The organism is Stenotrophomonas sp. SMYL89 (assembly GCF_036319985.1).
In the GTDB taxonomy this organism is placed as follows: domain Bacteria; phylum Pseudomonadota; class Gammaproteobacteria; order Xanthomonadales; family Xanthomonadaceae; genus Stenotrophomonas; species Stenotrophomonas maltophilia_Q.
This window is the reverse complement of record NZ_JAWIRW010000010.1, coordinates 25719-39989: the sequence shown is the minus strand read 5'-3', so window position 1 is coordinate 39989 and position 14271 is coordinate 25719. Positions and strand designations below refer to the sequence as shown.

Below are 14271 nucleotides of genomic sequence, written 5' to 3'. Positions count from 1 at the left end.
CGCGCGCCGCCCCCCCCCCCCCGCCCCCCCCCCCCCGCCCCCCCCCACCCCCCCCCCCCCCCCCCCCCCCCCCCCCCCCCCCCCCCCCCCCCCCCCCCCCCCCCACTCCATGACACGCTCTACGCTGCCAACCACAACGCGCCTACACATGCCCGGACACCCCGCATGCCGCCCCTGCTGAAGATCCGTTCCGAGCGCGGGCAGATGTCGGCCATCGAGCGCCGCATTGCCGACTTCATCCTCGACAACGCCCACCTGCTGCGCGACTACTCGTCCCAGCAGCTGGCCAGTGCGCTCGGCATCAGCCAGTCCAGCGTGGTGAAGTTCAGCCAGAAGCTCGGCTTCAAGGGCTACCCGGACCTGAAGTACTCGATCGGCCAGGATGTCGCCCGTGCTGGCGCCGATCCGCAGCAGGCACCCACCGAACCCGACAGCAGCGATGACTACCTGCGCCTGGGCGACGCCCTGCGTCGCAGCAAGGCGCAGGCCGAAGAGGAAACCCGCCAGGCGAACCCGCGCGAAGAGATCGAGCGCATCGTGCAGCTCCTCGACGGCGCGCCCAAACTGTTCGTCCATGGCCTGGGTGACGATGGCCTGTTCGCCCGCGAGTTCGCCATGCGGCTGTCGCTGCTCGGCCTGCTGGTGGTGCCGCACACCGACCCGATCCTGATGCTGGCCAACCTGTCGGCCGCGCGCCCCGGCGATGCGCTGCTGGTGTTCTCCGAATTCGGCAACCTGCCGCAGCTTTCGCAGCTGTCGCGCCAGTTCCAGGACATGGGTGGCAAGGTGATTTCCATTACCCGCCACACCGCCAACCCGCTCCGCGCGCATGCTGACGCAGCACTGGCGGTGTGTGCGCATGATCGCACGCCGCAGGTCGCGCAGCTGCTGTACCGTAGCGCCATGCATGCCCTGCTCGATTTCCTGTTCGTGCTGCTCTGCCACGCCAATCCGGACCGCCAGCAGCAGCTGGCGGTGAATCTGGAGCGGATCGACCACCTGCTGGATTCCTGACCGGAGCACCTGTTGATGAAATCGCTGGTCCGTCTCGCTACCGCTGCGCTGCTGCTTGCCGCAACGGTGTCCGTCCACGCCGCGCCGCTGGAGGGTGCGCGCCAGCTGATCGTGGTCACCAGCGATGGCTGGGACAGCACCCAGGGCCAGCTGCAGGCCTATGTGCGCGATGGCAAGGGCTGGCATGCGCATGGACGGGCGTTCCCGGTGGCGCTTGGCCGCACCGGCAGTGCCTGGGGCCTGGGCCTGCACCCGGCGCAGGCCGACGGCCCGCAGAAGCAGGAAGGCGATGGCCGCAGCCCGGCGGGCGTGTTCGCGCTCGGCAGCGCGTTCGGCTATGCGGTCACCCGCCCCGGCACCGCGATGGCCTACCAGCCGATGCTCGACAGCAGCTACTGCATGGATGTGCCTGCCTCGCCGTTCTACAACCGCATCGTCGACGCGAAGAAGGTCGGCAAGGCAGCCGTGGCAGGTTCCACCGAGCCGATGCGGCTGGATCTGCACAACAAGGGCGACGTCCGTTACCAGGAAGGCTTCGTCATCGCCCACAACCCGGACAACCAGCCTGGCAAGGGCAGCTGCATCTTCGCCCACCTGTGGCGGCAGCCCGGCGAGGCCACGGCCGGCTGCACCGCCATGCCGCAAGCGCGCATGCAGGCCCTGCTGGACTGGCTGCGGCCGCAGGATGCGCCGCGCTTCGTGCTGCTGCCGCGCGCCGAGTACACGCGCCTGCAGGCTCAGTGGCAGCTGCCCGCACTGCGCGGAGACGCCCATTGAGCGCGCAGGACGAACCGCAGCTGCAGCGCGCGGTCAGCCGCTGGCAGATCGTCGGCCTGTCGATCAACGATGTGATCGGCAGCGGCATCTACCTGCTGCCGGCCGCCACCGTCGCCCTGCTCGGCCCGTTCAGCCTGTGGGGCGTGGTCGCCGCCGGCGTCGTCGTCGCGCTGCTGGTGCTGTGCTACGCACAGGCCGCCAGCTACTTCGACGAGCCCGGCGGCAGCTACCTGTATGCCCGCGAGGCGTTCGGGCGCTTCGCCGGGTTCGAGATCGGCTGGATGATCTGGCTGACCCGCATCAGCTCGGCGGCCGCATTGAGCAATGCGCTGGCCGATGCGGTCGCACGCTTCTGGCCGTGGGCTGGCGCCGGCATGGGTCGCATCGCGGTGATCGTGGTATCGCTGGGCTTCCTCACCGGGGTCAACATCATCGGCGTGCGCTCGGCCGCGCGCACCGGCGTGGTGCTGGTGATCGGCAAGATGCTGCCGCTGCTGCTGTTCGTGGCCATCGGCGCGTTCTACATCGACCCGCAGCTGGCCTTCTCCGGCCAGCGCCCGGACCCGCATGACCTGCAACGCATGGGCGAGGCCGCGCTGCTGCTGCTGTACGCCTACGCCGGTTTCGAGAACATCCCTGCGGCCGCCGGCGAATACCGCAACCCGCGCCGCGATATTCCGTTCGCGCTGATCACCATGATCATCACCGTCACCGTCATCTACGGCGCGGTACAGGTGGTGGCACAGGGTACGCTGGCCGGCCTGGCCAGCTCGGCCACGCCGCTGGCAGATGCCGCCGCCGGCTTCGGTGGCGAAGCACTGGCGCTGATCCTGACTGTCGGTGCCACCATCTCCATCCTCGGCACCAACAGCAACACGATGATGATGGGCCCGCGCTTCCTGTTTGCGCTGGCCCGCGATGGCTACGGGCCGAAGATCCTGGCGCAGGTGCACCCACGCTTCCACACCCCGGCCGCGTCGATCCTGTGCCAGGGCCTGATCGCGCTCGGCCTGGCCCTGTCGGGTTCGTTCGTGCAGCTGGCGCTGCTGTCGATGACCACGCGCCTGTTCGCCTACATCGGTACGGCGGCTGCGGTGCTGGTGCTGGCCAAACGCTTCGCGGACCGGCCAGGTGCACTGAAACTACCCGGCGGCCCACTGATTCCGGTGCTGGCGCTGCTGCTGTGCCTTGCACTGTTCGCCAGTGCCAGCTGGCAGAACATCGCCGCCGCACTGGTGGCGTTTGCCATCGGCGCGGTGATCTACAAGCTGCCGCGCAAGGATGCCGACGCCGCGTGACCGGTAGCGCCGGGCCATGCCCGGCGGATTGATCTGGCGATCACGCTGCCGGACCGGGCCGTTAACCGCCACGCAGGCACGATCAGGCTTCGTCCACAACGGAGCCTTCCATGACCGAGTACCAGATCCCCGGCCGCGTACCGGACGACAGCACGCCGCGCGACGCGGTCAGCAACTACTGGCGCGAACGCTATACGTCCGAGCCCTACTACGACGACCAGCTGTTCTTCGAGGACTACGAACCGGCCTACCGCATCGGCCATGCGGCCCGCGCACAGGACATGATCCGCGCCTACGAACAGGTCGAAGCCGAGCTGGAATCACGCTGGGCCAATGAACGTGGCCGCAGCCGGCTGGAATGGGCCCAGGCGCGCGGCGCTGTGCGCCGTGGCTGGGAAGATGCACAGCTGGCGGACCCGCGGTTGAAGCGATAACGCCAGGCTTCTGTAGAGCCGAGCCCGTGCTCGGCTCTCGCACCACGTCTGTAGAGTCGAGCCATGCTCGACTGAGCCGAGCATGGCTCGGCTCTACACCGGGTCGATCACTCCTGTTCCGGCAGCGGTGGCACGACCGCGCTGCGCTTGCTCTCACCACCACCTGCAGCGATGAGGTCGCGGGTGTTCTTCTGCACCGCCACAGCGCCGAACAGCGACAGCGCATACGCCATGCCGTAGAAGCCCTTCTCGCTTGATGCCAGGGTGGCATTCCACAGCCCAACAAGCAGCAGCATCAGCGCCGACAGCAGCGCAAACCAGCACAGCGCGTAGTACAGCGCGCTCACCGGAATACCCTCGACGCGGTCACGCACACTCTTCTGCAGCGACACCGCCGCGAACAGGCCGAACAGCAGCAGGGTCAGGTAGTAGCCCTTTTCGTTGAGCGCCATCGTGGCGGCGTTGAACAGGCCGATCAGGTAGGCCGCCGCGCCCAGCAGCAGGGCCACCCACGAGGCGGCGATGAAGGCGGTGGACGGCTTGTGGGGCATGGCAGTGTTCATTGCAGATCCTTGCAGTCAGGCGGGCTTGCTTTGCCCGGGCGTGCCCACCCTAGACGATCCCGCCGCCGTCGCACAGGGGGGCGCAGGACCTTCGGGCCACGACGGTCACGCCTCCAGTGGTATACAAGGGACAGCCCGGCCATCCGCATCCCCGCCCTGGAGATACCCATGACCCGCACACCCCTGCTGCTCGCCCTCGGCCTGGTGCCGATCCTCGCCACCTCTGCCTGCAATGCCGCCGACCCGGCCGCCAACGGCGCCCAAGCCACCGCGCCCGTGGCCTCTACCGCCGCCGACCAGCGCCCGTTCGACGCCACCGAAGTCAGCCGCTTCGACCAGCCGTGGGCGATGACCTTCCTGCCTGACGGCGGCCTGCTGGTCACCGAAAAGCGTGGCAAGCTGCAGCATCTGGACCTGGCCAGCGGCCAGAAGCATGAGATCACCGGCGTTCCGAAGGTCGCTTACGGTGGCCAGGGTGGCTTTGGCGACATCATCCTGCACCCTGATTTCGCCCGGAATCATGTCGTTTACGTCAGTTACGCCGAGGAAGGCACGCTGGACACCCGCGGTGCGGCCGTGGCCCGTGCCACGCTGGCGCTGGATGACGACGGTGCCGGTCAACTGAAGGACCTGAAGGTGATCTGGCGGCAAATCCCCAAGGTCAGCGGTGAAGGCCACTACGGCCATCGCCTTGCCTTCGGCCCGGACGGCAAGCTGTGGATCAGCTCCAGCGAGCGGCAGAAGTTCGACCCGGCGCAGGACATGGGCAGCAACCTCGGCAAGATCGTCCGCCTCAACGACGATGGCAGCCTGCCCGCCGACAACCCGTTCGCCTCCCAGGGCGGCGTGGCCGCGCAGATCTGGTCGCTGGGCCACCGCAACATCCTCGGCATGGCCTTCGACGCCAACGGCAAGCTGTGGGCGCATGAAATGGGCCCGGCTGGCGGCGACGAACTGAACCTGATCGTGCGCGGCGCCAACTACGGCTACCCGATCGTCTCCAACGGCGACCACTACGACGGGCGCCCGATTCCCGACCACGACACCCGCCCGGAATTCGCTGCACCCAAGGTGACCTGGACGCCGGTGATCTCGCCGGCCGGCTTCGTGATCTACAGCGGCAGCCTGTTCCCACAGTGGAAGGGCAGCGGCTTCATCGGTGGGCTGTCGTCGACCTCGCTGGTACGCGTAGCGTTCGACGGCGACAGCGCGCGCGAGACCGAACGCTTCAACATGGGCGAGCGCATCCGCGAAGTGGAACAGGGCCCGGATGGCGCATTGTGGCTGCTGGAAGACGGCAGCAAGGCACGACTGTTGAAGCTGACGCCGAAGGCCTGATCGGCACATTTTCCCGGAACGGCCCCGCATGCGGGGCCGCTTCCGTTTACTGGATGGTGATGACCTTCACCTCGGTCTTCTTGCAGGCCTGGTCCAGGCACTGCCCGTTCAACCACACCTGTCCATCGCCGATCATCACGCCCTGCTGGTTGACGAAGACCTTGCCGAAGTCCTGTTCGGACACCGCCTTGACCACCGCCGGTGTGATGATCTTCTCGTAGTTGCGCTGGAACTCGCCCGGGCCGGTGATCTTCTTTCCATCCGCGATGTTCAGCGGGAAGCGCACTTCCTCCACCACGGCAGCACGATCACCACCGACCACGGCGGTCCTGAACGCGTTGAACACCTTTTCGTACTGCGCCGCATCACCAAGCAGCGTTTCGATGCGTGCGCGTGCGTCTTCCGCGGGCGCATCCGCTTCGGGTGCGGCCGGTGCAGCGGCGGCGGGCTCAGCGGTGGATGCCGCAGGCGTTGCCGGGGCGCTGGCCTCCATCGGCGGCGGTGCATCCGCGGCGGGCTCGGCCGGTGGTGCCGCCGGCTGCGAACAGGCCGCCAGCAACAGGGCGGGAATCAGATAAGCCATCCAGCGCATGCGCGCACTCCATCGAAACAGGGAGCCCGATGGTAGCGCCGGGGCACGCCCGGCGTGTTCGTGCAATGTGAGCGCAGCAACGCCGGGCATGGCCCGGCGCTGCCATTCCGCGATCAACCCTTCAGCAGCTCGAACTGCACGGCTTCGCCGGCCGCCGACGAGGCGCAGACCCACAGGTCAAACTGACCCGGTTCCGCGCGCAGCACACCGTCGCGGCCGGTGAACGCCAGCTGTTCACGGGTCAGGGTGAACACCACTTCGGCCGACTCGCCCGGCTGCAGTGCCACCTTGCGGAAGTCCTTCAGTTCGCGCACCGGGCGCACGCGGCTGGCCACGCGGTCGTGGATGTACAACTGCACCACTTCCTCGCCGGCCACGCGGCCGGTATTGGTCAGCACGGTGGTGATGGTCAGGGTGTCGTCCCAGCCGAGCTGTGCCGTGCTCAGCTGCGGCACGCCGTAAGCGAAGGTGGTGTAGCCGATGCCATGGCCGAACGGGTACAGCGGTTCGTTCGGGATCTCGCGCCAGCGCGCCTTGAACTCCGACATGGTCGGCAGTTCCGGGCGGCCGGTACGCGGATGGTTGTAGAAATACGGCTGCTGGCCGGACACCTGCGGGAAGCTGACCGGCAGGCGCGCGGACGGGCTGTAATCACCGAACAGCACATCGGCCACGGCATGGCCGGTCTGCGTGCCCAGGTACCAGGTGACCGCCACGGCATGCGCGTTGCGCACCGCGCCCTGCAGCGCCAGCGCGCGGCCATTGCGCAGCAGCACCACCAGCGGTTTGCCGGTCATCGCCACCGCTTCGGCCAGCGCCTGCTGTGCCGGCGGCAGAGTGATCTCCACGCGCGACTGCGCTTCGCCGCTGTAACGCTGCGGTTCGCCCAGTGCCAGCACCACCACGTCGGCACGCAGCGCGGCGGCAACGGCCGCTTCGGTGCCGCCCGGAATCGCGGTTTCCAGATCACAGCCGGGCACGATCTCCAGCAGCGAGGCATCGCCGATGGCGGCGCGCACGCCGGTTTCCAGGTCCACATAGCGCTGCTTGTCACCGAACAGCGTCCAGCAGCCTTCGATGTTCTCGCGGTCCTGCACGAACGGGCCGATCAGTGCGATCTTCTGCCCGGTCTTCTGCAGCGGGAGCACGTTGTCGCGGTTGTTCAGCAGCACGATCGAGCGGCGCGCGGCATCACGCGACAGGTCGTCATGCGCGGCGATGTGCGAGGTATCGGCTTCGCGCGCCGGGTCCAGCGAACGGTACGGGTCGTCGAACAGGCCGATGGTTTCCTTCAGCCACAGGATGCGGCGGACGCCTTCATCCAGCACCGCCATCGGCACCTCGCCGCTCTCGACCAGGCCCGGCAGGTGCTCGGCGTAGAAGCCGCTCTGCATGCTCAGGTCGAGGCCGGCGGTGAACGCCTTGGCGGTGGCATCGCGGTCGTCGGCGGCATAGCCGTGGGCGACCAGTTCCATGTCGGCGGTGTAGTCGGAGATCACCACGCCCGGGAACTTCCACTCACCGCGCAGGATGTCGGTCAGCAGTTCGGCATTGGCGCTGGCCGGCACGCCGTTGATGTCGTTGAACGAAGACATCACGGTGATCGCGCCGGCGTCGAAGGCGGCCTTGAACGGCGGCAGGTGCACGTCGCGCAGGGTCTGCGGCGAGATGTCCACCATGTTGTATTCCATGCCGGCCATCACCGCGCCATAGGCGGCGAAATGCTTGGGCGTGGCCAGCAGCGAATCGGCGGCGCGCAGGTCGCTGCCCTGGAAGCCGCGCACGCGGGCGGCGGCGAACGCACAGCCCAGCACCACGTCCTCACCGGCACCTTCGGCGCCACGGCCCCAGCGCTGGTCGCGGGCGATATCCACGGCCGGTGCGTAGGTCCAGTGCAGGCCGGCGGCGGTGGCCTCGATGGCAGTGGCACGCGCAGTGCGCTCGGCCAGGTCCGGCTCGAAGCTGGCGGCCTCGCCCAGCGGAATCGGGAACACGGTGCGCATGCCGTGGATGACGTCGGCGGCCAGGATCACCGGGATGCCCAGGCGGCTTTCCTCGGTGGCGACCTGCTGGATGCGGCGGCCCAGCTCGGCGCCGACACCATTGAACAGCGAGCCGACCTTGCCCTCGCGCACCTGCTGCAGCACCTGGTCAGCATTGCGCACGTTGGCTTCCGGGTTCACGTCCGGGGCGAACGGGCGGACCATGTCCGCGAAGACACCCAGCTGGCCGACCTTTTCCTCGACGGTCATCTGGGCAATGAGGGATTCGATGCGATCGGAGGCCACCAGCAGTCCTTGATGAAAACGTTTACAAGCCCGGCATTCTAGCGATCCCGAGCCATTTGGCGAGAGGTTTCGTCATTCAGTTTCAGGCTCCAGCCGGATCCGTACGGTCCGGCTGGAGGCATCGCAGCTTACTCCGAGCCGGCCAGCTGGCGCTGCCCGGCCATCAACATGGCGTCGCTGGAGGCCTGGAACACGCGCAGGCCGAAGGCCGGCAGGATCGCCAGCAGGTGGTCGAAGATGTCCGACTGCACCGCCTCGTACTCGCCCCAGGCGGTGCTGCGGGTGAAGCAGTACAGCTCCAGCGGCAGGCCCTCGGTGGTCGGCTGCAGCTGCCGCACCAGCAGGGTCATGTCGGTATGGATGCCCGGGTGGCTGCGCAGGTAGCGCTCGACGTAGGCACGGAAGGTGCCCAGGTTGGTCACCCGGCGGCTGTTGACCTCGGCCACGCCCTGCTCGCGCAGGCGCCCGTTCCACTGCCCCAGCTCCTGTTCCTTCTCGCGCAGGTAGTCGCGCAGCAGCGCGAACTGGCCGAGGAAGGCCAGGTCGCCCTCATCCAGGAAGCCGACGCTGTGCTGGTCCAGGTACAGCGCGCGCTTGATGCGGCGGCCACCGGCTTCCTGCATGCCGCGCCAGTTCTTGAACGACTCGGTCACAAGCTTCTTGGTCGGGATGGTGGTGATGGTCTTGTCGAAGTTCTGCACGGTGACGGTGTGCAGCGCGATGTCGATGACATCGCCATCGGCGTTCTGGCTGGGCATCTCGATCCAGTCGCCGATGCGCACGCGGCCATCGCCGCTGATCTGCACGCTGGCCACCAGCGACAGGATGGTGTCCTGGAAGATCAGCATCAGCACTGCGGTGGCCGCGCCAAGGCCGGTGACAAGATAGCGCAGGTCGACACCGGCCAGGGTGGCAACGATCGACAGGCCGGCGATCACGAAGATGACGATCTTGGCGACCTGCAGATAGCCCTTGATTGGCTTGTTGCGTGCCTCGGGGCGACGTTCGTACAGGTCGTTGGCCGCATCCAGCGCATGCGAGATGGCCAGCACCACGGTCAGGATCGCCCACGCCTGGCAGGCGCCGATGATGAAGCCCACCAGCCCTGGCGGCAGGTCCGGCACGATGCGGATGCCCGAGGCGATCACCTGGCTGGGCACCACATTGGACAGACGCGAGATCACCCGCATCAGGTGGCTGCCACGGCCGGTGTCAGCGCCCGGCAGGCGGCTGAGCAGGCGTCGCAGCCCGCGCAGCAGGATGCGCTTGGTCACCCAGTTGGCCAGGCCGGCGGCGATCAGCAGCGCCGAGATCATCAACGCCAGGTAGGCGCCGGGATAGGGTTCCAGTGTGTTCTGCAGCTTTTCCAGCCACTGTACCGCCACCACCGCATCCACCATCAGTTGTCTCCTGTCTGTTCCGTTGTTGCCAAGGTTGCCAGCCAGCGGCCGGCACTACCGGGGTTACCGGGTCATTCCCGCGTACGCTCGATGATCACGCCCACCGCGCGCGCGCCGCGCACCGCACCGGGCTTGCTCAGCTTCAGGCGCAGCCACTTCACGTCGAATTCGGTCAGCACGATCTGCGCGCAGCGCTCGGCCAGGGTCTCGACCAGGCCGAACTCCGACTCGCGCACGAACTGCTCCAGGCGCTTGCTCACCGCCTTGTAGTTCAGGGTGTGGGCGATGTCGTCGGTGGCCGCGGGGCGACGGTTGTCGAAGCCCATTTCCAGGTCAAACACCAGGTCCTGGCGGATCCGTCGCTCCCAATCGTAGATGCCGATCAGGGCATCGATCGTCAGCCCCTCGATGAAAACCTTGTCCATTGCGGTTACCAGCGCCAATACAGGCGACCATGGTAACGGCACGGCAGTGACCCTGCCCGGAACGGGCGACGGGTGGCCGGCACGGGGCGGGCCCGGAAAAAAACAAAGGGCCCCGCTAGCAGGGCCCTTTGGTACTACCGTTTGTCCCCGGGGGGAGCTGTTGAACAGCCGCGAGTCCCGGTGGCGCAGGCACGCAGAGTAGGCAAGGACCAGATCGTCGGTCAAGGCCAATTCCGACAGGCAAGCTCAGGTATTCGTCCGAGGCGAAACACAGAGAATCGGCCGCACGGACAACGACGTTCCCTTATGGTTGTTGCCCGCCTGACTGGCCAACATCGATCCATTCTTCACCACCGCACATCACGATGGCTTCATACGATGCACTGCGGCGCGCGTTGTCAGCGGAGCGTCTGTCCACTTACGAGAGAATCGCATCGACCTGCGGCCCCGACGTCACAGCCGAATCCCTCTACCTCTGGAACATGCGGCTGTGCGGTGCACTGATGATGCCGGTCCATCTGTGCGAGGTGGTCACCCGCAACGCCGCGGCAATGGTTCTTGTTCGGCAGCACGGTCCACGTTGGCCCTGGAATGATGCCTTTAGACGCAGGCTGCCAACTTCGTCCAGTACTTCTCCACGCACGGCACTGGAACAACTTGCCAGTCGCGTAAGCGATACACCTGAAATCGTCGCCAACCTGCCCATGGTGTTCTGGCAGCAGCTGTTCACATGTCGCTTCGATTCCACGCTGTGGATACCGGCACTCAGCGGAGTCCTGCGCCATGCGCCTTGCGCCCACCCCAGTGTCATCCGGAAAGCCATCCACGCGGATATTGGCCGCATCCGCCACCTGCGCAACCGCATCGCCCATCACGAGCCCATCCTCGAGCGCGACATCGGCGCCGATCTGGCCGCGATCGGGCGGCTGATCCACGCCCGCTGCCCGCACACCCTGGGCTGGCTGCAGCGCCATGAGCGGGCGACGACCGTGCTGGCGGCGTCGCCGTTGGCAGGGCGTCGGTAATACGTCCGCCGGGCGTGGCCCGGCGCCGCTGGTTCACACCGCTGGCAGGGTCGCCATGTCCCAGCGCGGGGTCACGTCCACCTTCGGCGGGCTGTGCTGGCCAGCCTGCAGGCGCAGGGCGCCGGCGAAGGCGATCATCGCGCCGTTGTCGGTGCACAGTGCCGGCCGCGGGAAGCAGGCGCGGCCGCCCAGGCGCTCGGCCATCTGCTGCAGACGGGCGCGCAGGCGCTTGTTCGCGCCCACGCCGCCGGCCACCACGATCACGTTGGTGCCGGCCGCTTCCAGCGCGCGCTCACACTTGATCGACAGGGTCTCGACCACGGCATCTTCAAAGCCACGGGCGATGTCGGCGCGGGTCTGCTCGCTCTGGTCGCTGTCGCGCCAGGCCATCAGGACCTGGGTCTTCAGGCCGGAGAAGCTGAAATCCAACCCAGGGCGGTCGGTCATCGGCCGCGCGAAGCGGTACGCGCCCGGCGTCCCCTGCTCGGCCAGCCTGGCCAGCTGGGGGCCGCCCGGGTACGGCAGGCCCATCAGCTTGGCGGTCTTGTCGAAGGCCTCGCCGGCCGCATCGTCCAGGGTCTCGCCCAGCAGGCGGTACTGGCCGATGGCATCCACGGCCACCAGCTGGGTATGGCCGCCGGACACCAGCAGCGCCACGAACGGCGCTTCCGGCGGATCGTCTTCCATCAGCGGGGCCAGCAGATGGCCTTCCATATGGTGGACGCCCACCGCCGGCACCTCCAGCGCCCAGGCCAGCGAGCGGGCCACGCCGGCGCCCACCAGCAGCGCGCCGACCAGGCCCGGACCCGCCGTATAGGCCACCCCGTCGATGTCGTCTACGCCCAGACCGGCGTCGGCCAGGGTCTGGCGCACCAGCGGCAGCAGCTTGCGGACGTGGTCGCGGCTGGCCAGCTCGGGCACTACACCGCCGTACTCGGCATGCAGGGCGATCTGGCTGTAGACCGCGTGGGCGCGCAGGGCCGCGCTGCCGGCCAGGTCGGTGTCATACACCGCCACGCCGGTCTCATCACAGGAAGATTCGATGCCAAGGACTCGCATGCCTGCTATTATGACGCCCCTGCCGCCCCCTCGGGGGATGTGCAGATCTCACTGCTTTCGAACTTCCGGCCCGTATTCAGGGTTGGCCGCTTGCAGTTTGTCTATTCGCCGCTATAATGTGCGGCTCGCCGGGCGTGACCCGGTTCTACTGTGTCCCGGAGATTCCATGCCCAGCGTCAAAGTCCGCGAGAACGAGCCCTTCGAGTTTGCTCTTCGCCGCTTCAAGCGCACTTGCGAAAAGGCCGGTGTGCTGGCCGAAACCCGCAAGCGCGAGTTCTACGAAAAGCCGACCCAGGAGCGCAAGCGCAAGGCCGCCGCTGCTGTGAAGCGTCAGCTGCGCCGCTCGTCGCGCGACGTCACCAAGCGTCAGCGCCTGTACTGATCGGACGCATCTTCATTGCGGCGGGCTTGCCTGTCGCGATGGAGCCGAAGCCGGCACGCGCGAGCGTCGCCGGCTTTTTGCGTTTCCGGGTTCGGGCATCCGCCCCGCCCCACCTACCACCACGAGGTTCCTCATGAGCATGAAGCAGCAGCTCACCGACGACATGAAGGCCGCCATGAAGGCGGGCGAGAAGCACAAGCTGGGCGTGATCCGCCTGATCAACGCCGCCATCAAGCAGCGCGAAGTGGACGAGCGCATCGAGCTGGACGATACCGCCGTGATCGCCGTGCTCGACAAGATGGTCAAGCAGCGCAAGGACTCGGTCAGCCAGTTCGAAGCCGCCAACCGTGAAGACCTGGCCGAGATCGAGCGCGCCGAGATCGTGGTCATCGAAGCCTACCTGCCGGCCAAGATGGGCGAAGCCGAGATCGTGGCCGCCATCCAGGCCGCCATCGCCGAGACCGGTGCTTCCGGCCCGGCTGACATGGGCAAGCTGATGGGTGCGCTGAAGCCCAAGCTCGCCGGCCAGGCGGACATGGGCCTGGTGTCCAAGCTGGTCAAGCAGCTGCTGGCGTAAGCCATTGCCGGGGTCGGATCCCTTTCGCATCGCGGAAGGGCTCTGACCCCATTGATGCACCCGCTTCACCGCTCCTTCGACCGCCGGCTGTTACAACACCCCCATGGTCGAGCAATCCAACGCCCCCACCGACACGCGTCCCCACGGCATCCCCGCACGGCTTCGCCACTATGCTGACCGCCTGCAGGACAGCTTCCCGATGGCGGTCGCCAAGCGCTTCGTCGAAATCGACGTGCTGACCCAGGCCGCCTCGGTCTCCTTCTACGCCCTGCTGTCGATGGCACCGCTGCTGGTGCTGCTGCTGTGGCTGACTGCCTCGCTGTACCCGCCAGCACAACAGACGTTGATCAGCCAGATCGGTTCAGTGGCCGGCAGCAGCGTGGCCAGCGTCGCCGACACCGTGCTGCACAACGCCAACAGCCAGCCCAGCGTGGGTTCGCTGGCCGGGCTGTGGAGCACGCTGCTGCTGTTCGTGGGTGCCACCGCCGTGTTCGCCCAGCTGCAGAACGCGCTGAACCGGATCTTCCACACCAGCGGCCAGCGTCTGGAAGGCATCAAGGCCTGGCTGCGCAAACGCGTGTTCTCCTTCGGCGTGGTGCTGGCACTGGGCTTCCTGCTGATCCTGTCGATGACTGCCACCACTGCGCTGCAAGTGGTGTTCGCACAGCTGCCCTCGGTGCTACCGGCGATCGGCTACCTGACCTCGCTGCTGCTGTACACGCTGGCCTTCGCCTTCCTCTACCACTACCTGCCGGACCGCCGCGTGGCCTGGCGCCAGGCCTTCATCGGCGGTGCCATCACCTCGGTGCTGTTCACCCTGGGCCGCTACGGCATCGGCGTCTACATCGCCACCGTGGCCCCGGGCAGCGCCTACGGCTCGATGGGCGCGCTGGTGATCGCGCTGGTGTGGATCTACTACGCCACCGCCGTGTTCTTCGTCGGTGCGTTGATGACCGCGGTGATCGACGAACGCCTGCATGCGCGGGCGCAGCTGGCCAAGGCCGGGGTCGATGCGGAACAGCCAGGCCCGGAGGTCACCAGCGAGTAAACTAGGGGGAATCCGCCGCCCCCTGCTGCGCGCCCTGGCGGCCGCGCCCTG

Annotated in this window: 15 protein-coding genes; 9 read left to right on the top strand and 6 right to left on the bottom strand. The window is 67.5% G+C overall.

All coding sequences use genetic code 11. From position 1 onward, the window contains the following. Positions 1-165 precede the first annotated feature (165 nt). From V3B41_RS13810 to V3B41_RS13795, 4 genes are all read left to right on the top strand, one after another. On the top strand, positions 166-1014 hold the full coding sequence (locus V3B41_RS13810; protein WP_049426924.1) for a MurR/RpiR family transcriptional regulator: 849 nt from the start codon (positions 166-168) through the stop codon (positions 1012-1014). Between the two features lie 15 nt (positions 1015-1029). Beyond that, positions 1030-1791: a L,D-transpeptidase family protein gene (locus V3B41_RS13805; RefSeq protein ID WP_049426926.1), complete on the top strand. Its 762-nt coding sequence runs from the start codon at positions 1030-1032 to the stop codon at positions 1789-1791. Continuing rightward, positions 1788-3089, top strand: coding sequence for an amino acid permease (locus V3B41_RS13800; protein WP_329861414.1), 1302 nt, complete (start codon positions 1788-1790; stop codon positions 3087-3089). The genes V3B41_RS13805 and V3B41_RS13800 overlap by 4 nt, the downstream gene beginning before the upstream one ends. Positions 3090-3199: 110 nt before the next feature. After that, positions 3200-3523 carry a hypothetical protein gene (locus tag V3B41_RS13795; protein WP_197633236.1) on the top strand — a complete coding sequence of 108 codons (324 nt, stop codon included), beginning with the start codon at positions 3200-3202 and terminating at the stop codon, positions 3521-3523. A 107-nt stretch (positions 3524-3630) separates the two neighbouring features. Here V3B41_RS13795 and yiaA read toward each other — a convergent pair whose 3' ends face one another. Further along, positions 3631-4086, bottom strand: a complete 456-nt coding sequence (gene yiaA / locus V3B41_RS13790) for an inner membrane protein YiaA (protein WP_049426932.1) — start codon at positions 4084-4086, stop codon at positions 3631-3633. A 168-nt stretch (positions 4087-4254) separates the two neighbouring features. Here yiaA and V3B41_RS13785 point away from each other — a divergent pair, with 168 nt between their 5' ends. Continuing rightward, positions 4255-5424, top strand: coding sequence for a PQQ-dependent sugar dehydrogenase (locus tag V3B41_RS13785; RefSeq protein ID WP_329861410.1), 1170 nt, complete (start codon positions 4255-4257; stop codon positions 5422-5424). Positions 5425-5470: 46 nt separating this feature from the next. Here the strand turns inward: V3B41_RS13785 and V3B41_RS13780 are convergent, their stop codons facing one another. The 4 genes from V3B41_RS13780 to folB form a co-directional block, all read right to left on the bottom strand. Next, the gene (locus V3B41_RS13780; protein WP_049426937.1) at positions 5471-6016 is read right to left on the bottom strand and encodes a hypothetical protein; all 546 of its coding nucleotides are present in this window, start codon (positions 6014-6016) and stop codon (positions 5471-5473) included. A gap of 113 nt (positions 6017-6129) precedes the next feature. After that, entirely contained in the window at positions 6130-8304 is a 2175-nt protein-coding gene (locus tag V3B41_RS13775; protein WP_049426939.1) for a glycoside hydrolase family 3 N-terminal domain-containing protein, read from the bottom strand. Positions 8305-8432: 128 nt separating this feature from the next. Further along, positions 8433-9704 carry a mechanosensitive ion channel domain-containing protein gene (locus V3B41_RS13770; RefSeq protein WP_049426941.1) on the bottom strand — a complete coding sequence of 424 codons (1272 nt, stop codon included), beginning with the start codon at positions 9702-9704 and terminating at the stop codon, positions 8433-8435. 71 nt (positions 9705-9775) lie between these two features. Beyond that, a complete protein-coding gene (gene folB / locus V3B41_RS13765) occupies positions 9776-10129 on the bottom strand; it encodes a dihydroneopterin aldolase (protein WP_049426942.1) in 354 nt (117 codons plus the stop codon). A 365-nt stretch (positions 10130-10494) separates the two neighbouring features. On the opposite strand from folB, the gene V3B41_RS13760 reads away from it, so the two are divergent. Continuing rightward, a complete protein-coding gene (locus V3B41_RS13760) occupies positions 10495-11154 on the top strand; it encodes a hypothetical protein (protein WP_049426944.1) in 660 nt (219 codons plus the stop codon). Positions 11155-11187: 33 nt separating this feature from the next. Here the strand turns inward: V3B41_RS13760 and tsaD are convergent, their stop codons facing one another. Further along, on the bottom strand, positions 11188-12213 hold the full coding sequence (tsaD, locus tag V3B41_RS13755; RefSeq protein ID WP_010484223.1) for a tRNA (adenosine(37)-N6)-threonylcarbamoyltransferase complex transferase subunit TsaD: 1026 nt from the start codon (positions 12211-12213) through the stop codon (positions 11188-11190). A 166-nt stretch (positions 12214-12379) separates the two neighbouring features. Between tsaD and rpsU the strand changes: the two genes are divergently transcribed. The 3 genes from rpsU to V3B41_RS13740 all read left to right on the top strand — a co-directional run bounded on the left by rpsU (position 12380) and on the right by V3B41_RS13740 (position 14220). After that, positions 12380-12595: a 30S ribosomal protein S21 gene (gene rpsU / locus V3B41_RS13750; RefSeq protein ID WP_002808376.1), complete on the top strand. Its 216-nt coding sequence runs from the start codon at positions 12380-12382 to the stop codon at positions 12593-12595. 133 nt (positions 12596-12728) lie between these two features. Then, entirely contained in the window at positions 12729-13172 is a 444-nt protein-coding gene (locus V3B41_RS13745; RefSeq protein WP_049426948.1) for a GatB/YqeY domain-containing protein, read from the top strand. Positions 13173-13371: 199 nt separating this feature from the next. Next, complete coding sequence (locus V3B41_RS13740; RefSeq protein ID WP_329861539.1) at positions 13372-14220, top strand: YihY/virulence factor BrkB family protein; 849 nt, start codon at positions 13372-13374, stop codon at positions 14218-14220. The last annotated feature ends 51 nt before the right edge of the window (positions 14221-14271 follow it).